Here is a 20996-nt window from a genome sequence, read left to right on the forward strand (position 1 = left end):
GCGAAGTTCTGATCCAAAACCACACTCGAATTATAATTTTGCGAGTGTCCTTCGAATCAGCGGCTTGCCTGCGTCATGCGCTGCCGGCGGCGACCAGCGGACGCTGCACCGGAAATTTCAGCAGCACCGCCTCAGCGCCCGCTTCGGCCGCATGGTTCGGCATATAAAGCCCGCGCTTGTCGGACAATGCGCGGAAGCTGTGCGTCAATCCGATGACCGTTTCCGCGGCACCGAGGACCAGATAGCCGTCGGCCGCGACGACGCGGCTGAGACGGTCAAGGATGTCGATCTTGGTCGCCTGGTCCAGATAGATCAGCACATTGCGGCACATGACGAGGTCGAAGGTGCCAAAGCGCGAGAAATCGTGCAGCAGGTTGAACGGCCGGAACTGCACCATGGCGCGGATATCAGGCGCGATCTGCCACATCTCGCCGACCTTGGTGAAATACTTGACCAGAAGCTGGATCGGCAGTCCGCGCTGCACCTCGAACTGGCTGTAGATGCCGGATTTCGCCTTTTCCAGCACCTCGGTGGAAATGTCGGTCGCCAGGATTTCGAAGCGGCAGCCGTCGAGCCGATGCTCCATCTCCTTCAGGATCATCGCCAGCGAATAGGGCTCCTGCCCGGTCGAGGCCGCCGCGCACCAGATGCGGATGCGCTGATGCTTGCCGCGCGCGCCCATCAGGGTCGGCAAAATGAATTCGCGGAAATGCTCGAAGGGAATCTTGTCGCGGAAGAAGAAAGTCTCGTTGGTGGTCATCGCCTCGACCACCTCGGTCGTCAGCGGTTCGGCGGTGAAGCCTTTCAGCTTCTGCACCAGTTCGCCAAGGTCCGCAAAGCCGGCCTTGCGCGCGACCGGCAAGAGGCGGCTCTCGACGAGATAATGCTTGTCAGCCGACAGCATCAGGCCGGACCGTTCCTTCAGCAGCTTGCGCAGGAAGTCGTAATCGCTCGGGGTCACGTGCGCTCCCCGGCTGTGAACATGCGGACCAGCTTCGGCGCGATCTCCCCGATCGGCAGGACGGCGGAACACAGGCCCGCGCCGGCCGCCGATCCCGGCATGCCCCAGACCACGCTGGTCGCCTCGTCCTGTGCGATGATTGAGCCGCCGGCGGCGACAATATCTTGACCGCCACGCGTACCATCGGCGCCCATCCCGGTCAGGATCAGCCCCAGCACCCAGGCGCCCCAGACATCGGCCGCCGAGGAGAACAGGACATCGACCGATGGCTTGCAGAAATTCACCGCCGGCGAGTCGTCGATCGCAATCACCGCCTGGTTGTCGCGGCGCGATACGCGCATGTGGCGCGCGCCCGGCGCGATATAAACGTGCCCCGAGCGGATATGCTCGCCATGCTCGGCTTCCCGCACCGGGCGCTCGATCGCGCGTGACAGATGCTCGGCGAGGATGGTGGTGAAGGTCGGCGGCATGTGCTGGGTAATCAGCACCGGCGCGTGATCGATCACCGGGCCCAGCCCGGCGCAAAGCGCCGTCAGCGCCTGCGGGCCGCCGGTCGAGGAGCCGATCACCAGCACGCGCGGCATGCTCTTCGGGAACGGGCGCAGCCGGGTTTCCGGCCGCCGCGCCGGCTCGAAGGGAACGATCGAGGGATCGGTGAATTCGGGAACACGCCGGACTTCGGCGGATGGCGGCGCGTTCCGGCGCAGCGCCACGCGGCGCGCGCGCGCGCCGAATTCGCGAATCTTGGCGAGCAGATCGCGGCGGAATTCCGGGTTGGTGACGACGCCGTTCGCTTCCGGCTTCTGCACATAATCGAGCGCGCCGAGCGCCAGCGCCTTCAGCGTGATCTCGGCGTTGCGGCGCGTCAGCGTCGACGCCATGATCACCGCCAGATCCGGCCGCTTCTTCAGCATCAGCGGCAACGCCGAAATGCCGTCCATGTCCGGCATGTCGACATCAAGCACGACGACGTCGGGATGCGTGCGGTCGAGATAATCGATGGCCTCGCGCCCGGTCCGCAGCGAGGCGACGATCTCGAGGTTGGGCTCTTCCTCGACCCAGCGGCGCACCAATCCGCGCGCCACCGCTGAATCATCAACCACCATGACCCGCACCGGCCCGAGCAGGGCGGGCGCGACGGTCTCTTCTGCTGACACTGCGACTGGCACGATACGCACTACTCAACGCTTACGAGGCACGGGAAATAGCGGTCAGATCAGGCCGACTTCCTGAAGCTTGGCCTCGACGATTTCCTTGTCGAACGGCTTCATGATGTATTCATTGGCGCCGGCATGCAGCGCGCGGGCGATATGCGCGACATCGTTTTCGGTGGTGCAGAACACGACTTTCGGACGGTCGCCGCCCGGCAGCCGCCGCAGCGCCTTCAGGAAATCGTAGCCGTCCATCTTCGGCATGTTCCAGTCGAGCAGGATTGCATCCGGGAGATCGCGCTGGCAGGCGTCGAGCGCCTGCTGGCCGTCTTCGGCCTCAACGATCTGGAAGTCGAGCCCTTCCAGTATGCGTCTCGCCACCTTGCGGATGACGCTGGAGTCATCGACGACAAGACAGGTTTTCATCACATCCTCGCTTTCGCAGACGCCTTCCGCGCCCGCATTCATCCTTCGCAGTCTTTCTCAGGCCGCCATGTCGCGCGGCTTGACGTCGAGCACACGCGCGACGTTAAGAACCACAAGAAGCTCGCCATCAAGCCGGTGAACGGCGGCGGTCACCTGCGCCAGCCGCGCGTCGAGATTGATGGGCACCGGTTCGCGGGTGTTCTCATGCAGCTTGAGAACCTCCCCGACCGTGTCGATGATCAGGCCATAGGACTCGCCGTTCAGATCGATTCCGACCGCCATCGCATTCTGCCGCGTGTCGCGTTTCGGCAATCCGAGCCGGCAGCGCATGTCGACGGCGGTGACGATGCGGCCGCGCAGATTGAGCACGCCGGTGATCTCTTCGGGCGCCAGCGGCACCGGCGTCAGATGGCCGGGGACGAAGACGTCCTGCACCTGTCCGATCGGCAGGCCGAACAACTGGCCGCCGATCGTGACGGTGACATATTCAAGACGATTCTCGGTCTGGACCTCGGTCATGGCGTCACTCATGCGGCCCTGTGAACGTTGCCGATCTGCTCTTTCAGCGCGGCAATCAGCCCCTGCCGATCGAACTTGGCAACAAAATCGTGGAAGCCCGCCTGGCGCACACGCGCGATAGCGTCGTCCGTCGCAACCGACGACAGCGCGATCAGCGGAATGCCGGCCCATTGCCTGTCGGCGCGAATGGCGGCCGCGAGCGCGACGCCGTCCATGTCCGGCATGTCGAGATCGGTCACAATGGCCTCGAAGCGTGCGCCGTTCCTGAGAATGGACAACGCCTCCTGCCCGCCCCCGGCGGTGGTGACGTTGTAACCGGCGGCGCGCAGGACCGGCACCAGCATGTTCTGGAAGAAGGCCGAATCCTCGACAAAGAGAAGGTTGCGGCGCGCATCGGCGCGCACGTCCTTGCGGCGGAACCAGTCGGCAAAGGCGAGAGGCAGGAAATGCCCGACATCGATGATTTCGGTCGCCTCACCCTTGACGATGGCCGAGCCCAGGATTCCCGGACGATCGCCCACGACCTGGATGTCGAGCGTGTCTTCCACGATGTCGACGATCTGATCCACCACCAGCGCCATGGAGCGCGCGCCGTCGGAGAAGACGAGCAGCGGCTGCGTGCCGTCTTCCCTGATCTTGACGTCGCTGTTGACCTGGATCAGCGGCATCAGGTGGCCGCGATACTGGATCATGTGGCGGGAATTCGCGATTTCGATCTTCTTGACGTCGATTTCTTCCAGACGCGTCACCAGCGACAGCGGGACCGCCTTCGGCGCGACCGAACCGGCGCGGAAGACGAGAAGCGAGGTTTTCTCGGCACCGGAGTCTTTTTCGGCGTCGTCGGCGAACACATCGGCGATTTTCGCAACCTGTGAAACCGCCGATCCGAACGCATTGGCGATGCCGTTCGGATCGAGAATCATGATCACCGATCCGTCGCCCAGAATGGTATTGCCCGAGAAGGTGTTGATGTGGCGCAACCGCGTCGCCATCGGCTTGACCACTATCTCCTCGGTGTGAAAGACCGCGTCGACGACCATGCCGAAGCTGTGCGGTCCCACCTGCATGACCACGACAAATCCGCGGTCGGATTCAGCGTCCGGATTGTCGCCGAGCCGCAGCAACTTGCTGAGATAGATGAGCGGCAGCAACTTGTTGCGCAGCCGCAGTACCGGCGTGTTCTTGATGCGCTCGATCTTGTGCTCGGAGCCCTGCTTCACCCGCACCAGCTCGACGACGGCGGGCTGTGGTACGGCGAAGCGCTCGCCGCCGGACGAGATGATCAGCGCCGAGATGATCGCCAGCGTCAGCGGGATCTTGATGATGAAGACCGAGCCTTCCCCGCTGACGGATTTGACGTCGATCGCGCCGCCAAGCTGATCGATGTTGTTTTGCACAACATCCATGCCGACGCCGCGGCCGGAAATGTTGGTAATCTCTTTGGCGGTCGAAAATCCCGGGGCAAAGATGAAGCGGTGGATCTGCGTTTCCGTCATCTTCGCGATCTCGCTCTCGGTGGCGAGACCTTGCGCAATGGCCTTGGCCTTGATCTGCGCCGTATTCAGGCCGCGGCCATCGTCGGCGACTTCAATGATGATGTGCCCGCTCTCATGATAGGCGGTGAGCCGGATCGTGCCCTTTTCCGGTTTGCCCGCGACCACGCGTTCCTGCGGGAATTCGATGCCGTGATCGGCGGAATTGCGGATCATGTGCGTGAGCGGATCCTTGATCCGGTCCAGCACCTGGCGGTCGAGTTCGGTGTCGGCGCCGTGCATTTCGAGTTCGATATGCTTGCCGAGTTCGCTCGACAGATCGCGCACGATGCGCGGCAGCTTCTGCCAGGCATTGCCGATGGGCTGCATGCGCGTCTTCATGACGCTTTCCTGCAATTCGGCGGTGACATGCGACAACCGCTGCAGCGGCACCTTGAATTCGGATTCGGATTGCCGGCGCGCCAGCTCGAGGAGCTGGTTGCGGGTCAGTACCAGCTCCGACACCATCGTCATCAGATGTTCAAGCGTGTCGACATTGACGCGGATGGACTGGTTGGCGACCCGTTGATCCGGTTTGTCATCGTCTTTGCCGGCGCTCTTTTCCTTGGCTGCCGCGGGCGTCGGTCCCGGGGTTTCACGGAACACGCGCTCCAGTTCGTCGAGCGACACTTCGCCCGGACGCAGCGGCCGTTCCAGCACCTGATAAACGAGAGAACCGCTGGTGTGGGCGACCGCCGGACGCGTGCCCTGCGCCGCCATCTGATCGAGCCTGCTGATCAGGTCGGCATCGTCGCCGTCCGGCTCGCGCTGTTCGGTCTCGAGCGCGTCAAGAATGTCCTTGATGCGGTCGATGGTGGAGAGAATGAGTGTGATCGCGTCGCCGGTGACCGGCGCGCCGTCACGGAATTTGCCGATCATGGATTCGGCGGCATGCGCGAGCGCGGCCAGCCGCGGCAGGCTCAGAAACCCGCACGTGCCCTTGATGGTGTGAACGAGCCGGAAGACATTGGCGATGATGTCGGCGTTATTGGGCTCCTGCTCCAAGCGAACAAGCTCGACGTCCACGACGTCGAGGCTTTCGTTGGTCTCGGTCAGGAACTCGCGCAGCAACTCGTCCATAAGCACACGCCATGGCGCGCCTGGGCAAATCCCGGCGGCCTCCACCCAACGGCTGTCGCGGAGTGTGTTCGGTAACGATTAAATTTTGGGTAAGGCAGAGCGCAAAAACGGACGATTAACGGCTTGTTAAGGGAGCGGCCTCGGCGAATGATCAAATGCAAGAGATGTGGAAACTGCGGTGCTCATTGTTCTGTCTTAACCAGGCGGGCTGGCCCTACATCAGTTCGGCTGGCAGGGCTACCCTCACCTAAAGCGTTAGCGAATCAGTCAACGATGCCCCGTTCACGTTTGGCGGAGTGGATGCTGCCTGGGACTAGCTGCCTTACAAGCTGAGTCGCGGCCAGCAGTCAGCCCAATGCCATGACCTTGCGCACCAGATCGGCGAGATTCTTTGCGCCCATCTTTTCCATTACCCAGGCGCGGTAATTCTCGACTGTCCGTGGGCTGATACGAAGCTTGAGCGCAATTTCCTTGTTGGAGAGGCCTTCCGCCACCAGCCACATCACCTCCAACTGACGCGGGGACAATTCTGACATCTGCTGCTGCAGCCGCACCCGCTCATTGTGCTCGATGCGAGCGCGCATTCCCCGCTCCACCGCCAATCCAATGCTTTCCACGAGCCGTTCAGCATCAAAAGGCTTCTCGATAAAATCAAACGCCCCACCCTTGATTGCACTGACCGCCATCGCGATGTCGCCGTGTCCGGTGATGAGAATGATCGGAACGGCCGCATCGCGCTCGCGCAACTCACGCTGCAATTCGAGCCCTGACATTCCTGGCATCCGAATATCGGAAATCACACAATCCAGTGGGTCCGTCCCAAACGATCCCAGAAAGCTCTCCGCGGTTGCAAAGCAGCGCACGGTCATGCCGCGTGTCTCGAGTAGCTGGCTTAGCGATCTGAGAATCGCTTCATCATCCTCGATTAGCGCGATAGTCATGCTGCATGCTCTCCACTGGCGACGGCGCGCAGCGTGAAGGAAACACAAAATCCACTGGTGCTGCTATCTATCTGTAACTGGCCGCCGTGTGCTTCCACAATGGAGCGGGACAAAGCCAAGCCTAACCCGAGACCGTCGCTTTTCGTTGTCGTAAAGGCATTAATGGGCTGACCGACAAGATCAGGGTCGAGACCAGGACCGTTGTCACGCACCCGTATGACAATCTGGTCGGGCGCCGCTCGCTCGGCTTCAATCTCGATCCAGCCGTCATAGCGTCCGGCGTGAACGAGCGCCTCCAACGAATTGCGCAGAAGATTGAGAATCACCTGCTCTATCTGCAGCACATCGGCCATCACAGGGGGAAGATCGCGTGCGATCCGCGCGTGGCATTCCACATTGTGCCGTTCAAGTTCGGGGCGGCAGATTGAATAGGCGTCGTCGACCAGCCGCGCAACCAAGGTCGGACTCTGTTCGATCCGCCCAAAGTTGATCAGATCGCGTAGGCGACGGATGACTGCTGCCGCGCGATCCACCTGATCGATCGCGCCTGACGCGGCTTGCGCGGCAGCCCTGTTGTCGGGAGGACTTCTCTCTGCAGCGTCCTTCGCCAACTGCGAATAATTGGCGATGGCGGTCAGTGGCTGGTTGATTTCGTGCGCGACAGCCGCTGCAAATTCGCCCATCGTTCCGAGTCGTGCCGCGCGACTGAGCGCTTCCTGATGAAGCCGCAATTGTTGCTGCGTACGCCTCTGCTCATTGACAATCACCCCGATGGCAAGTCCGGTGATCGTGAGCACAACCATCAAGGCCTGATAGGACACGACATCGACTGCGCTCTGACCCGATATATGAATGGCGACGAGCAGTCCGATTTGCGTGATGACGAGCGCAAGCGTCACTCCTTCCAGGCCGAAGCGGACTGCAATCCAGACAACCGGTATGAAAAAAGCATAAAAGAGCTGGAAGCGGTAGGCCTCGGTGAATCCGAAAACACCCCACAATGCAAGAAAGGTGAGAGCGACGATAAACGCGAGCTCCCAGGAGAGAGATGGTAAATGGCGGCGCGTGAATACGATCAGAAGAAATGGCGTAAAAACCATGACGCCAATGAGATCGCCGACAAAAGCGCGCATTGTCGCCGACCAAAAATCGGCCGACGACACCATGCCGTGCGCAAACAGAATTAGGACATGGCTGGATGCCACCAGCCCAATGCTGACAATCGCCACTGCTAGGAGCCACAGCAGAGAACGTCGTGAGGACAATGTGTGATCGAATTTAATGTGCGGCGACAGAAGAAGCGCCGCGGCTGCGCCGTAAGCCAGCCCATTGATCAGAACGGTCGGAACTTCTGCCGTGATTGGCAGTGGCAGGCCACGCACAATTAGGTCGCCAAGCAGGGGAGCCAAAACAAGCCAGGGCACGAAGTAATAGCCAAACAACAAGATCAGGGCGAAGCTCAAGCCGACGTGGGGATTCCAGGGCGTGATTCCAAACGTCGCAAACGGGTGGACGTAACTAACCCAATCCAGCAACACATAGGCGGCAAGATAGAGAAGTCCGATTCCGACATGCGAGCGTGAGATCAGACGCGCAAGCGGCATGCGAGGATCGACCCTTTCCCAAGGCTGTCTCGTCATTCCGTCATACTCCCGGCAACGCCTCACTCCGATTAGGTAGTTCTACTCTAGTAGCTACCCTGTAGGGCAAATCCTCGGGCGACGCACCGGATTGTCTGCTGAAGGGTGCGGCCGCCAACTTGCACCATCGGCGTATCCAGCCCCTTCGCCCGGAGCAGTCGGCCGCATGGTTTCGCAAATTTCCGCGCCAGACACAGTCGCCATTGCCTCGGCCATAATTTTCGCTGTGGCGATCATTCATACCTTCGCAACCCGCGCATTCGAGCGGCTGGCTCATCTCGACACGGCACATGCCGGCTTCTGGAGGCTCATGGCCGAGGTCGAAGTCGTGTTCGGCTTCTGGGCGGCGATCCTCATCCTGTTTATGGCCTCCCATGTCGGAACACGCGAGGCCCTGCAATATCTTGAGAGCCGCAATTTCACCGAGCCTGCATTCGTCTTCGCCATTATGGTGATCGCCGCCAGCCGGCCGGTCATCGATTTCGCGGCGTTGCTGCTCAGCTTCATTTCTTCAACGCTGCCAATTGCACGGCCAATGGCCTATTACGTGACGTTGCTGTCGGTTGGCCCCTTGCTTGGATCGTTCATCACGGAACCGGCGGCGATGACGCTGACCGCGTTGCTATTGCGCAACCGTTATTTCGGCGCCAATGCTCCGCAAAAATTCATGTACGTCACGATTGGCGTGCTGTTCGTCAATGTCTCGATCGGCGGAACGTTGACGCCCTATGCGGCGCCCCCGGTGTTGATGGTTGCGGAGCGTTGGGGCTTTGATCTGGCCTTCATGCTGCAAACATTTGGCTGGAAAGCGGCGGTTGCCGTCGTCGTAAATGCGACGGGCGCGACGTTTCTGTTTCGCTCCTATCTCAATGAACTTCCCGGCCTGCCGCCCTCTCTCGGCAAACTCGAGACACCAATATGGATCGTCGCCGTGCATCTTGCATTCCTCGCGGCGATTGTAATCTTCAATCATCACCTCGTGGTCTTCCTGGCTCTGTTTCTGTTCTTTCTCGGCTTTGCCCATGCATACAAGCAATACCAGTCATCCCTGATACTGCGTGAGGGGCTGCTCGTTGGTTTCTTTCTTGCCGGGCTCGTCGTGCTCGGCGGCCAGCAGAAATGGTGGCTTCAGCCGCTGTTGAGCGACATGGGTCCGACCGCCCTGTTCACGGGCGCAACGCTTCTCACTGCTATCACCGACAACGCGGCGCTGACCTATCTTGGCTCGCTGGTTGAGGGAGTGTCAGACGAGTTCAAGTACTCGCTCGTCGCCGGTGCTGTAACCGGCGGCGGTCTGACCGTGATTGCCAACGCACCAAACCCCGCAGGCTTTGCCATCCTCAAGGGCAGCTTCAAAAACGGGGTCATCAGTCCGGCCGGACTGTTTGCAGGCGCGGCCGTGCCCACGCTGGTCGCCGCGGCGGCCTTCATGCTCTTGCCTTGAACAATGACGGAGACCGAGTCCATGGCCACGACTGGCTCAGAACTAGCTTCACAGAGCGCACAATCTCCGACGCATCAGGGTCGGGACGCAATGCGGATTCTTGCCGTGGTAGAAGGAACCGCGCAGACAAATCGGGTCGTAGAATACCTGACCATGCTTGCTACGCGCGGCGCGCCGATTGATATCTTCGTTCTCAACGTGCAATCCAAGCGGCGGGACCATCGATTGAGGGGCTACCAGACTTTCAAGCAGAGCGAGATCGACAACAGGCTGATCAAGGAATTCGGAATGCCGATTGTCTCGCATATCAGCCGCCGTCTTGAGAAAGCGGGTCTTCGTGTCCAAGGCCGTGTCGAGATTGGAGAGCCGGTTGAAACCATTTTGGGAAAGGCGATGCAGGAGCATTGCGATGCCATTGTGATCGGCGGGGAAAAGCCGGGAATGCTGCATCGTTGGCTTGCCGGAACATTGGGCTTGTCCTTCGGGCCGGCGGCGTCCCTCACCGTCTTGTCGAAACTGCCCGTCGTCGTCGTCAAATGACTTGGTGACAGAGATCAGCCTGCGATTTCCCCGTCAGGTTTGTGAGTACACGCCCCTGGCGAGCGGCCCTACTGCGCCGTGATCGCCACTGCTTCGTCTTCCGGCACAGTCATCGCAAGATTTGAATCATCGGAAGCGATCAGTCTCGCTCTTCACGTTCGTCGTTGCGCTCCAGCTTTTGGCGGAGGGCAGTTATCACCCGATGGACACCGTCTATCTCCGTGACCGAGAGCCCATGCGCGAGGCTGTTGATCCAGGGGGCCTGCAGGTCCATGGCCGCTTCGAAGGCCCGCTTTCCCTTGTCAGTCAGGATGACGAGTTGCGCCCGCCGGTGATGCGGGTTGGTCTTGAATGCGACGAGCCCTTCCCCGTGAAGGTCGTTGACGATGCGCTGAACGTTCTGGCGGTTGGCACCCATGTCGCGCGCGAGCCATGCGACCGGCTGCGGCCGGTCCGCCGCGACGATGGTGCCAAGAATCTGCCAGCGGGCGCTGGTCAGCCCGAGCCGGGCCACCAGACGATCCCCCGCGGTCAGAACATGACTGTTGAGCCGGAACAGATCGAGCATGAGGCCGCTCAGGGCTTCGCCCGCCGGCGTTCGCTTGGCCTTACGCATTTGTAACCATAGTCACCTATTGACATCATAATGTCAATGAGGTACGGGCGCACTTGAGAATTTCACCTGTCTTCGGACCCAAAGCTTCAGGACAAGGCACTCAATGTACAAAGGCGGCGCATTTCGTCGGTTTGGCCATGTTCCTTGGCAGCATCCTCGGCCACATCACGATCGGATTCGTGCCCGGTGCCAAAGACCAGACGCAAGCGATGCTGTTCGGGCGGCTGGCCATCGAAATCGCCACATGGTCGCTGACGATCCCGGGGCTCGCGCTCCTCGTCGTCACCGGTCTGTTCATGACTCTTTACGGCAAGCTCGGCTTCGGGCGGAGGCGATGGCTCACCGCGCATCAGATGATTGGCGTCCTGATCATTCTCAACGCTGCATTTGTCCTGGTGCCGGCTGGGGTCAGCCTTCTCGATGTGGCCGCCGAAATGATCCGAGGCGGTGGATCGATGGAGACCTTTAACGCAATCAAAAATCGGGAAGCCATGTTCGGTGCTGCTAATCTGGTTCTGGCCCTGGTCACCATCTTCCTCGCCACGCTGAAACCAGCGTTTGGACGATCCCGGAATTGAAGGCCGGCGATGGACCAGTTCCTGCTCCTGCGGTTCGCACATCTTGTCGGCCTCATGCTCATGTCGGCCGGCCTCATTGGCGTCTTTGTGTCGGATATGCGCTCCCGTCAGGTGCGCGATCTGAAGCTGTTTGCGCAGGCGGTGACGCTGATCGCGGTGTTCTACGACGGGCTGGTCGTTCCGGGCGCTCTTCTTCTGCTCGGAAGCGGCACCTGGTTGATCATCTCCTACCATGACGGATGGAGCTTCGTCGCGGTTCCGTGGCTTGCCGGCATGGTGCTTCTTTTCGCCTTCGAGTTCATCGAGGGGAACACGATCACGCGGCTGTACTTCACGCGATTGCGCCGTCTCGCGAGAGAGGCCCTCGCGGCCGGGCGCCTGACCCCGGAGCTCGCGCGCGCCCGCAGCGAGCAGCTCGCCTCGTTCACACATTTCCTGGATATCCCGATCCTTGTTGTGATCGTGTCGCTCGGGGCGCTGCGACCGAACGACTGGACGCAATTCTTTGTAGCAACAACGCTTGCGGTCGCAGTCGCTTCGCTGCTGAACTATGCGATCCCGCGTATCTATCCGTGGGATGGCGAAGGGGAAACAGCTTGAGCGGAAGAGCGCTCGCATTTGTGCCCTCTTCCCTGGTGAGGCAGGGCAATCACATATGGTTTTGGTTTGACTGCGCCGCGACCGACCTGCTACCTCCTTTGAAAAGGGCGGTAGCCTGACTTGCTGCACGCTCACCAGACAATGACAGCGCCTTCACGAGCTACTGCGCCGTGATCACCACGCTCTCGCCGTCCGGCGCAATCCTCACAGACAGCCCGCAATGCCTCGCCAGCAGCCCCGTGTAATAGGGCTGGATCGCGTGCGCATCGACGCCGCCCTCATGCGAGCCGCCGGCGAGCAGCGGCGGGATGGCCTGCGGGACCTTGGCATTGAGGCCCGTGGTCGTCACCTTGAAGGCCAGATCGTCGTTCGTGCCGATCGGGTCCACCGTCACCACGCCACCGCGCGGAATCGTCTGCCCGGCGATGATCAGCATGTTGAGCAGAAGCTTCACCCGGTTCTTCGCCAGCAGCAGCCGCGGCAGATTCCATGTCAGCTTGGTCTTGTCGTCTTCCATGAAGCCACGCGCGACCTTTTCGGCATCGCCAAGGTCAATCTGGGCGCCGGCCGAGCCCGCGGCGCCGAAGGCCAGCCGGCAGAATTGCAACCGGGCCGACGCCGTCTTGACGCTCTTCTTGATCAGTTCGAGCGCAAAGTCCTTGGTCTCCTGATCATTGTCGTCCTCCATCACCTCGAGGCCATTGACGATCGCGCCGACTGGGCTGATCAGATCGTGACAGACCCGCGAGCACAGCAGGGCGGCAAGATCGAGCGACTCGAGGGCAGTGGCAGTCATTGAACCTGTCTCCGGGATTTCGGTGACGCGGATGAGCGAATCAGATGGACGTGCGGGGCCGACGGGTTGATACACTGCAGCCGCCGACCCGCCAAGATGCGGCGGACAAGAGCGTTTTCCGGCGAAGTGGAAACCGGTTCGCCGTAGAAAACGCGATCAAAAAAAGGAATCTAGGGCATGATCCGGCTCAATCTGAACGGATCATACCCCAGGTGCAATTTCACCATGGCTGAGAACGGGCCGAAGCGAGCGAGCGCGTGAAGGATTTTCTGCAACCGCGTCTGGTCGACGAGATGACTGACCTGGTCTCGCGCGCGGCCGCGGCCGTGATGAAGATCCGTTCCTCCGCGCTCGCGGTCCGGCATAAATCCGATTCGAGCCCGGTCACGGCCGCCGACGACGCATCTGAAGACATCATTGCGCGGGGCCTGCAACGACTGCTTCCGGGCCTGGACATCATTTCGGAAGAAGCGGCGGCGCATTCGGCACCGCAATCGGTCGGCGCAACTTTCGCGCTGATCGATCCGCTCGACGGCACCCGCGAATTCGTCGCCGGGCACGATGATTTCACCGTCAACCTCGCCATCATTGCGCAGGGCCGCCCGGTTGTCGGTCTGGTGGCGGCGCCGGCGCTGCAACTGGTCTGGCGCAGCAAGGCCGAAGGCGGCGCCGAGCGGCTGCATCTGCAACCCGGCGCGCCTTCGCAGGAGGCGCACGACAGGACCGACATCCGCACCGCCATGCCGGAGGCCAATCGCCTGCGCGCGCTGGTCAGCCGCTCGCATCTGGATGAGCGCACCACGGCCTGGCTCGCGCAGCGCAGCGGCGTCGCATTAACCGCATGCGGATCGTCGCTGAAATTCTGCCGTCTGGCCGAAGGCTCGGCCGATGTCTATCCGCGCCTTGCGCCGACAATGGAGTGGGACGTCGCGGCCGGCGACGCAGTGCTGACCGCCGCCGGCGGCGCCGTGCTGACGCCCGACGGCGCGCCGCTGGTCTATGGCCAGACCGGGCGCGGGCTTCGCATTCCGGAATTCATCGCCTGGGGCAGGCCGCCGGCGGCCGGGAGATGAAAAACGCTGGAACCTGATTCAGCTTGGTTGAAGCGGTTGTCTCAATCGGCCTCATCCTGAGGATCATTGCGAAGCAACGTGGTCTCGAAGGATGGGGCCGCCCTCGCCCTTCGAGACGCGCTTCTGCGGAGCGCTGCTCAGGATGAGGCGGAAGCAATTCAACATGAGAGCAATGGCAAACACCGTGCTCGCAGGCGAGGAAGCGGCGCTCGTCGCCAAGGAAGCCGAACTCGCGCGTGTTTCGGCCGAGCTTGGCGAGAAGCGGCGCTCGTTGGCGAGAAGCGGCGCTCGCTGGCGAGGAAGGGGCACTCGCGGCCGAGGAAGCGGTGCTCACTCGGGAGGAAGCGGTGCTCGCGGCCGAGGAACGGCATTTCTACGAGCATGACCGGGACGGTTTTTCAGATCGGCACGCGTGGCGCGATAGGAATTTTTTCACGTGAAACAGGCCACCTCCGGCTTGAAAATCAAGGACTTCACGGCGCCAGGATGCGCAACACCTCGGCCCATTTCTCGTCGGCGAGATGAATCGCTTCGTTCGGATTGCTGAGGAATCTCGCCCGCGACCGCTCATCATGGAAAAGATAAAGCCGGTTGCCGGAAATCGCCCAGATTTGCGGATGGCCCGCCGTCGCCACGCCGCGTCCGACGGCAACCGGGTCGTAACCGCCAAAGCGCGGCCGGTAGACATGGACATCGGCGGCAAAAGCTGAGCGATTGCCTTCGTTGCGGAACCGCCAGATCACGCCTTCCGCACGGTATTCGAAATCGGCGCTGCCGATGCTGGGTTTGCCGTCGGTAAAATAGGCCACCGGGTCAAAGCCGCTGATCGCGAGCCCGCTCAGCGGATCGGTGACGACGCGTTCTGTGATGTTGTCTGCCCGTACTGGCTGCGCCGTTCCGAGCACCAGAGCAAAAAACAGCCCCGCAAGCTGCACGCCGATACCGGCTGGCGGTCCAATCCGTTGACGGCGTCGTGCGGTCATGATTCGGTCCATAAGTGTTCCGATTCGGATGCTGAAACCCCTGGTGTGGTGGTTCGGAGATTCGCTCATTTCTTGCGGTTAGCCCGAGAGCGAATTTCCGAACCAAACCACACTAGGCTCATAGGTTTGCCGGAGTCCTTCGATTCCGAAGTTCGCCGAGAGCGGGCGCCATATTGTTGCGGATTTCGGAATCGGGACACTAGCAGCCTCACCATGAGCATCGGGTTAAGCGGCCCTGTCTGATCGCAAGCGATGGAGCACTCAATGCGCGCCGTAATTCGGAGTTTTGGCCTGGCCCTGTTTGTGCTTTGGGCGGCAACCCTGCCGGCCGCGGCACAGCAGAGCCAATATTCGTCCAACGAAATTCTGGACGCCGGTCATCGCTTCTTCGGCGGCGTCTCGCGCGGTCTGGCGCAGGTGGTCGAAAAAGCCTTCAGCCAATGGGGTCTGCCGAACGGTTATGTCCTTGGCGAAGAAGCGGGCGGCGCTTTCGTCGCCGGCCTGCGCTACGGCGAGGGCACGCTTTACACCAAGAATGCCGGTGATCTGCGGGTGTTCTGGCAGGGGCCATCGCTCGGCTTCGACGCCGGGGGCGACGGCGCCCGCACCATGATGCTGGTCTATAACCTGCCGGCCACCGAGGCGATCTATGAGCGTTTCGCGGGGATCGACGGCTCGGCTTATTTCATTGGCGGCTTCGGGATGACCGCCCTCACCGCCAACAACGTGGTCCTGGTGCCGATCCGCTCCGGTGTCGGCCTCAGGCTGGGCGCCAATATCGGCTATCTGAAGTTCACGCCGAAGCCGACCTGGAACCCGTTCTGAAACAGAAATTGCGCCGCATGCCCGTGTTCTCGCGTTCGACCGGCAAGAAATGAGCTTCACCGCGCCCCGGCTTCCGGTTTAGGGTACCGGCGTCGCAATATCGCCTTTACCTTCATGGTCTTGTCATGACAGCGTTTTTCAGTGGGGTTGGAGTGAGACCATGATTGAGCCGGCCATGTATTTCGGCATCGGCTTCCTGTTCGCCAGCCTCCTCGGCATCGTCTTTATCCCCCTAGTCCATGCCCGCGCCGTGCGCCTCACCATGCGCCGGCTGGAAGCGTCCACCCCCCTGTCGATGGCCGAAATCCAGGCTGACAAGGACCAGTTGCGGGCCGAATTCGCCATGTCCACACGCCGGCTGGAAATGAGCGTGGACCAGTTGAAGGCCAAGACCACCAGCCAGTTGGCCGAGCTGGGCAAGAAATCCGACGCAATCAACCGCCTCAAGGTCGAGCTGGGCGACAAGACGGCGACGATTTTCGCGCTGGAGGCGCGGGAAAAGGCGCTGAAGGATCAAATCCGCACGACCGAGGAGGAATATTCGGTCAAGACGACGGCCTTGCGGGAAACGGAACGCTCGCTGGCCGACAAGGAAGCCGAACTTGCGCGGGTTTCGGCCGAACTTGGCGAGCACAAGGCTCAAAATGACGGCCAGCGGGTGGAGCTCATTGCGCTGAAGACCCAGATCGACGCGCTGAAATTGCGGATCGAAGATTACGAGCGCGAGATCAAGACCACCGAAGAGCGGCTTGAGCGCGAGCGGCAGGAGGTCGCCAGCGCCACCAAGGACCTGAACGAAGAGCGCGGCCGCGTGCAGAATCTTGGCGCGCGGGTGGCGCAACTCGAGCAGCAACTCGCCAAGCAGACGGAAGAAGCCGAAAATTTCGCGCGGCGCGTGCAGGAACTGGAAGGCCGCGTCGCCGATCAGGGCCGCTTGCTGACGGAACGAGATTCCGAGTGCGGAACACTGCGCAAGGACCTTGCCGCCAGCCGTCAGACCGAAACCAATCTGCGCGAGGAACTCGCCTCGACGCGCGAGCATCACAATGAGGCGACCGCCAATCTGCGCCGCGCAAAAGAACAGCTTGAAAAAGAGCTCACGCAGGCGAAAGCCGATCGCATGAAGCTGGAGCACGACATCGCGGCGATGAAGCGCGATGCCGAATCGAGCTGGGCGGCGGAGCGGGTCGAGAATGCCTTGTTGCGCGAGCGGATCAACGATATCGCGGCGGAAGTGACCAAACTTGCCGTGGTGTTGGAAGGACCGAACTCCCCCATCGACACCATTCTCGGAAATGAGGCGCAAAGGCGCGCGACATCCAATGGCCAGACGGTCCAGAGCGACGTCGGCAAGGCCAAAGCCTCACCGGCGCAAGCCTCTGGAAATCTCGCAGATCGCATGCGCGCCCTGCAGAGCCGCGCCTCAAGGCTCACGCCAACCACCTAGCCGACTCGGCATCGAACCATACTTGCAGGGCCCCTATGACGCGGCGATGATGCGCCGGGACCGGATTTCACCACCATGTCAGAAACCTTATCCAGCGTCCCGCACCGCGGGAACCCGGCAAGATGCTCCCGCTCTCTGACAGCGCCCCTCGTCGCAGCATGTCTGGCTTTTGTGGCGGTGGCGGTATGGCAACCGGCTCGCGCCCAGGATCCTCAGATCGCGAAAAGCCAGGCCGCCGAAAGAAAAAGCTTTACCGATCAGGAGATCATCGACGGATTTTTCAAGATCGTATTTGGCGCGGAGTTCCATGTGGCCGGCCGGACCGACCGCATCCGCAAATACGCTGTGCCGGTCCGCGTCTATATCGACAACCGCGCCAAGCCCGACCGCCGCGCGCAAATCGCCGCCGTGATTGCGGATATCCGCGACAAGGTCAGGGGTCTGGACATCGATGTCATCAAGAACCGGAAAGAAGCCAATGTCACGGTCACTCTGGTGCGGGACCGCGACATCGAGAAAACCATCCGCTCATTTTACGGCCGCGCCCGTGCAAAGACGATCCTGCAATCGCTGGAACCACAATGCCTGTCCGGTTTCCGCAAGGACGACTTTTTCCGCATCGTGAAGTCCGATGTCATCATCGTGACCGACGCCGGCGACTTCATCTTCTACGACTGCGCCTACGAGGAAATTCTGCAGTCTCTGGGTCCCATCAATGATGACGCAAGCCTCCCCTGGACGATGTTCAACGACGACGTGCAGATGGGATTCTTCGACATCTACGACCAGTATCTGCTGAATATTCTCTATGATCAGCGGATCAAGCCTGGCATGAGCGCCGACGAAGTGCGCCAATTGCTGCCATACATCCTGCCGGACGTGCGCGCCTGGGTAGCCAAGGTCAACAACCTCGCCAATTGACGCTCTATCCGCCTACAGCGACTTGAGCCATTCCACGATCGAATTGCGCGCCTGGAACGGCGTGGTCAGATGCAGGCCGGGAATGACCAGATATTTGCTTTTCGGATGCTTGGCGCCGGGATCAAACCCGTAATCGCGGCCATGGAAAAAGATCGGATCGCCAATGCCGACCACCCACAGAAACGGCACCGCGCCCATCGCCGCGGCGTTTTTCGGAATGACCGCCGGCCCATCCGGGTCGAACATGCTGAGATAGACATTGGGCGTCGCCGTGACCTGAAACGGGATGCCCTGCGCCAGGTCGGGAAACGACATGCGGACATCGCCCTTGCCGTCGGCAACGAGCTGCTTGGCTCTCGCGATCGCGCCTTTGGTCCGGATCCGTAGCGCCCAGGCCTCCGGCAAATGGCCGGGCGCCAGCGTAATAACCGCGGCAAGATCCTGCCGCCGCGCCGCATATCCGATGGCGGCATTGCCGCCGAGACTGTGCCCGGCGACGACAATGCGCGTGGCGCCCGCCCACTTGAGCTTTTGCACGGCGAGATCAATTTCCGCCATTGCCTGATCATAGGTCGCGTCATAGATGCGCCGGCTCGACCACGGCAATTCCGGCGCTTCAACCAATGCGCCTTCCTTCCTGAGCGTCTCGCTGAGACCTTCGATCATGCTGGTAGGCGTGCCGCCCTTACCATGCAGCAATACGACGCCAAAGCCAGCCAGCGTCGATCCCTGCGCCAGGGCTAGCGACAGCGAGACAATTAGCCAGGCAAGGGGCGCCAAAAGGCGCAGGAAGGCCTTCATCCCAAGGTCCGTCGAGCGAATCACCTCGTAATATAAAGCGAGACCGGCCGCGCCGCTCCCCTCGTTGCGGCCCCGGCCCGCAGACCGAAGAACAGGATCGATCACAGCGCCTATCCGGTCTATTCGAGGGCTCAGCCAGACGGCCGCCGCAATTACAGAATCATATCTCAGCGTCCGCGCAGTCCGACAGCGCCTCGGGCGACAACAGAACAAGCCCCCCTCTTTCAATGCGGATCCATTTGCGCTCCTCCCATTCGCGCAATTGCTTGTTGGTGCTTTCGCGTGACGCGCCGATGATCTGGGCGATTTCGTTCTGTGTCAGCAGGACCTTCCTGTTGCCCGGTGCAGCCTTCGGGTTGCTCATGCGCAGCAACGTCTTGGCGAGCTTGCCGGACAAATCAAGAAACATGACCTCCTCGAGCTGGCGGCTGGTATTGCGCAAACGCGCGCACAACATTTCGATCAGCTTCTGCGCGATATCCGGCTTGCTGTGAATAAGCGGCAGGAAGTCCCTCCGGTCAATCACCATCAGCTTGCAATTGGTGACGGCGGTCACATCCGCCGTGCGCGCGCCTCCATCCAGCAGAGCGATTTCACCAAAAATATCTCCAGGACCCAGGAAATTCAGCACCGCATTCTTGCCCTGTATCGAAAACGAAACGACCTTCACCTGCCCTTCGAGGATGGCGAAGAGGCTGGTCCCCGAATCGCCCTTGGCAAAAATCGTTTGCCCGCGCCCGATCAATTGCTCCGACACATGCGCCTGCAACTGCTGCAGCAGCTCCGGCCCGAGCACGCTGAAGATCGGATGGTTGCGCAGGAACGCCAGCCTGTCGCCGGGTTTCGTGTGCTGACTTGAAGGTGTCGGGCCCATCTTTCACCTGCAACGTACGTTCAGGGTGTCCATCCTTCCGCTATCAGTTCATCCGCCAGATCTTCTCCAGTCACGTATCCAAGGTCGAACAGATATTCCAGATTGGAGCGCGACCAATCGAACACGAACGGGAGACGATCGGGATCAATGTCGAACTTCGCCTCGTACCAGCGGTCCTGCACCTGCGGGAACAGGCTTGATAGGGGCACGCAACCTCCCGGCTTGCACACAGCCGCTTCGTCAAGTCTCCTTTTCTGCGCATAAGCGATGGCGTCCTTTGCAAGACCGCAGACGGTTGAATACTCTTTCTTCTCGATCTTCCGCTTCGAGATCCTCGCAACCGTCGCGATAAGCTGTTCGTCGATGTCAAGGATCGCGGCGTCCTTGACCACCTCGGTTCCATATTGTGCCAACGCCGCCACCGGCATCATGACCGATTGGGCATAAGCGTCCCACAGGTTACGGGGGCTGCGGATCTGTTGCGACGCCATCGGCTGCAAGACGACGAAATGATCGATAATCTCCGGGTTTAGCCGGGCTGGATTGATGCACTGGAACGCCGCGCCTTCGTAATAATATTCATCACCGATCTTGTGCGGCGGATAGATGAACGGAAATGAAAGCGCGGCGCGCAGGTGATCCGGAGTGATGACATCCTTGGAAAAATCGACAACGGTCTGGTCGCGCAGACGAAAGGCATTGACCTCGATGTCCTGCTCAACATTTGGCAGATTGTCGAAATCGATGAGGTTGTCGATGAAATGCGGATGCTCGCAAAGGCCAAGGCTCGCATAGGTCAAATCGGACGGGCACAGCATTGCGCCGAGAAACAGCAGCCAGTCGGCCCGAAGCTTTTCCTCGGGACTCATTCCGTACTGATGCGCGGCGGCTTGCACTTGCGGCAGATTGAACCAATAAGCGTTGAATTCATCGGCCGAGCGTCCCCATTTTGTGAAAGTCTTGTAGTTCACCGGAAACATTGCATAGATCTGGTCGGAGATGCCGAAATTGACGGTGTTCTCCAGCGCCTGTTCGGCGGTCAGTCCTTTGGGAGACACATACATCAGGCCGACGACGGCGCCGGCGCCCGCCATGGATATGATGTCAAACCGGATGCCTTTCTGGTGAAGCGCCAGAAGTGCTCCTGACATCAGAGTAAAATTTGGCGCACCTCCTCCCAGGAAAAGCGCCGTCATCTTCTCTTTCTTTTGCAGATTTTCCCGCCGATTCATCTGGTTCCCATCCGTC

The 20996-nt window shown here is 60.8% G+C and carries 21 protein-coding genes; 8 read left to right on the forward strand and 13 right to left on the reverse strand.

Annotated features, from left to right (window positions below; translation table 11 throughout):
* Window positions 1–73: 73 nt before the first annotated feature.
* The 7 genes from RO009_03390 to RO009_03420 all read right to left on the reverse strand — a co-directional run bounded on the left by RO009_03390 (window position 74) and on the right by RO009_03420 (window position 8250).
* Window positions 74–961 (reverse strand): protein-glutamate O-methyltransferase CheR, encoded by an 888-nt coding sequence (locus RO009_03390; GenBank protein ID MDT3684070.1) that lies wholly within the window; start codon window positions 959–961, stop codon window positions 74–76.
* On the reverse strand, window positions 958–2067 hold the full coding sequence (locus tag RO009_03395; GenBank protein ID MDT3684071.1) for a chemotaxis response regulator protein-glutamate methylesterase: 1110 nt from the start codon (window positions 2065–2067) through the stop codon (window positions 958–960). Before RO009_03395 ends, RO009_03390 begins: the two co-directional genes overlap by 4 nt.
* Window positions 2068–2172: 105 nt before the next feature.
* Window positions 2173–2538, reverse strand: coding sequence for a response regulator (locus RO009_03400; protein MDT3684072.1), 366 nt, complete (start codon window positions 2536–2538; stop codon window positions 2173–2175).
* Window positions 2539–2595: 57 nt separating this feature from the next.
* Complete coding sequence (locus RO009_03405; protein MDT3684073.1) at window positions 2596–3057, reverse strand: chemotaxis protein CheW; 462 nt, start codon at window positions 3055–3057, stop codon at window positions 2596–2598.
* Between the two features lie 8 nt (window positions 3058–3065).
* Window positions 3066–5669, reverse strand: coding sequence for a chemotaxis protein CheW (locus tag RO009_03410; GenBank protein MDT3684074.1), 2604 nt, complete (start codon window positions 5667–5669; stop codon window positions 3066–3068).
* 347 nt (window positions 5670–6016) lie between these two features.
* Window positions 6017–6610: a response regulator gene (locus RO009_03415; protein MDT3684075.1), complete on the reverse strand. Its 594-nt coding sequence runs from the start codon at window positions 6608–6610 to the stop codon at window positions 6017–6019.
* Entirely contained in the window at window positions 6607–8250 is a 1644-nt protein-coding gene (locus RO009_03420; GenBank protein ID MDT3684076.1) for an MASE1 domain-containing protein, read from the reverse strand. The genes RO009_03415 and RO009_03420 overlap by 4 nt, the downstream gene beginning before the upstream one ends.
* 166 nt (window positions 8251–8416) lie before the next feature.
* On the opposite strand from RO009_03420, the gene RO009_03425 reads away from it, so the two are divergent.
* Window positions 8417–9694 carry a putative Na+/H+ antiporter gene (locus tag RO009_03425; protein ID MDT3684077.1) on the forward strand — a complete coding sequence of 426 codons (1278 nt, stop codon included), beginning with the start codon at window positions 8417–8419 and terminating at the stop codon, window positions 9692–9694.
* A 90-nt stretch (window positions 9695–9784) separates the two neighbouring features.
* Complete coding sequence (locus RO009_03430; protein MDT3684078.1) at window positions 9785–10234, forward strand: universal stress protein; 450 nt, start codon at window positions 9785–9787, stop codon at window positions 10232–10234.
* Window positions 10235–10373: 139 nt separating this feature from the next.
* Here the strand turns inward: RO009_03430 and RO009_03435 are convergent, their stop codons facing one another.
* On the reverse strand, window positions 10374–10850 hold the full coding sequence (locus tag RO009_03435; protein ID MDT3684079.1) for a MarR family winged helix-turn-helix transcriptional regulator: 477 nt from the start codon (window positions 10848–10850) through the stop codon (window positions 10374–10376).
* A gap of 53 nt (window positions 10851–10903) precedes the next feature.
* Between RO009_03435 and RO009_03440 the strand changes: the two genes are divergently transcribed.
* Both RO009_03440 and RO009_03445 read left to right on the forward strand, forming a co-directional pair.
* Window positions 10904–11428 carry a DUF2269 family protein gene (locus RO009_03440; protein MDT3684080.1) on the forward strand — a complete coding sequence of 175 codons (525 nt, stop codon included), beginning with the start codon at window positions 10904–10906 and terminating at the stop codon, window positions 11426–11428.
* A 9-nt stretch (window positions 11429–11437) separates the two neighbouring features.
* Window positions 11438–12028: a DUF2269 family protein gene (locus tag RO009_03445; protein MDT3684081.1), complete on the forward strand. Its 591-nt coding sequence runs from the start codon at window positions 11438–11440 to the stop codon at window positions 12026–12028.
* Between the two features lie 160 nt (window positions 12029–12188).
* On the opposite strand, the gene RO009_03450 is transcribed toward RO009_03445, so the two are convergent.
* Window positions 12189–12824 carry a histidine phosphotransferase family protein gene (locus tag RO009_03450; GenBank protein MDT3684082.1) on the reverse strand — a complete coding sequence of 212 codons (636 nt, stop codon included), beginning with the start codon at window positions 12822–12824 and terminating at the stop codon, window positions 12189–12191.
* A 257-nt stretch (window positions 12825–13081) separates the two neighbouring features.
* Between RO009_03450 and cysQ the strand changes: the two genes are divergently transcribed.
* A complete protein-coding gene (gene cysQ, locus RO009_03455) occupies window positions 13082–13897 on the forward strand; it encodes a 3'(2'),5'-bisphosphate nucleotidase CysQ (protein MDT3684083.1) in 816 nt (271 codons plus the stop codon).
* A 473-nt stretch (window positions 13898–14370) separates the two neighbouring features.
* Here the strand turns inward: cysQ and RO009_03460 are convergent, their stop codons facing one another.
* A complete protein-coding gene (locus RO009_03460; protein MDT3684084.1) occupies window positions 14371–14880 on the reverse strand; it encodes a YHS domain-containing (seleno)protein in 510 nt (169 codons plus the stop codon).
* A 264-nt stretch (window positions 14881–15144) separates the two neighbouring features.
* Here RO009_03460 and RO009_03465 point away from each other — a divergent pair, with 264 nt between their 5' ends.
* The 3 genes from RO009_03465 to RO009_03475 all read left to right on the forward strand — a co-directional run bounded on the left by RO009_03465 (window position 15145) and on the right by RO009_03475 (window position 18073).
* Window positions 15145–15705, forward strand: coding sequence for a DUF1134 domain-containing protein (locus tag RO009_03465; GenBank protein ID MDT3684085.1), 561 nt, complete (start codon window positions 15145–15147; stop codon window positions 15703–15705).
* Window positions 15706–15865: 160 nt separating this feature from the next.
* Complete coding sequence (locus tag RO009_03470; GenBank protein ID MDT3684086.1) at window positions 15866–17152, forward strand: hypothetical protein; 1287 nt, start codon at window positions 15866–15868, stop codon at window positions 17150–17152.
* 171 nt (window positions 17153–17323) lie between these two features.
* Window positions 17324–18073, forward strand: a complete 750-nt coding sequence (locus RO009_03475; GenBank protein ID MDT3684087.1) for a DUF2927 domain-containing protein — start codon at window positions 17324–17326, stop codon at window positions 18071–18073.
* 12 nt (window positions 18074–18085) lie between these two features.
* On the opposite strand, the gene RO009_03480 is transcribed toward RO009_03475, so the two are convergent.
* Genes RO009_03480 through RO009_03490 form a run of 3 tightly spaced genes read right to left on the reverse strand, consistent with a single transcriptional unit; the run spans window position 18086 to window position 20980 of the window.
* The gene (locus RO009_03480) at window positions 18086–18979 is read right to left on the reverse strand and encodes a hypothetical protein (protein ID MDT3684088.1); all 894 of its coding nucleotides are present in this window, start codon (window positions 18977–18979) and stop codon (window positions 18086–18088) included.
* Window positions 18980–19034: 55 nt separating this feature from the next.
* Window positions 19035–19748 (reverse strand): Crp/Fnr family transcriptional regulator, encoded by a 714-nt coding sequence (locus tag RO009_03485; protein MDT3684089.1) that lies wholly within the window; start codon window positions 19746–19748, stop codon window positions 19035–19037.
* Window positions 19749–19768: 20 nt separating this feature from the next.
* A complete protein-coding gene (locus RO009_03490; protein ID MDT3684090.1) occupies window positions 19769–20980 on the reverse strand; it encodes a patatin-like phospholipase family protein in 1212 nt (403 codons plus the stop codon).
* Window positions 20981–20996: the final 16 nt, after the last annotated feature.

The sequence above is a fragment of the Pseudorhodoplanes sp. genome (assembly GCA_032027085.1).
GTDB lineage: Bacteria > Pseudomonadota > Alphaproteobacteria > Rhizobiales > Xanthobacteraceae > Pseudorhodoplanes.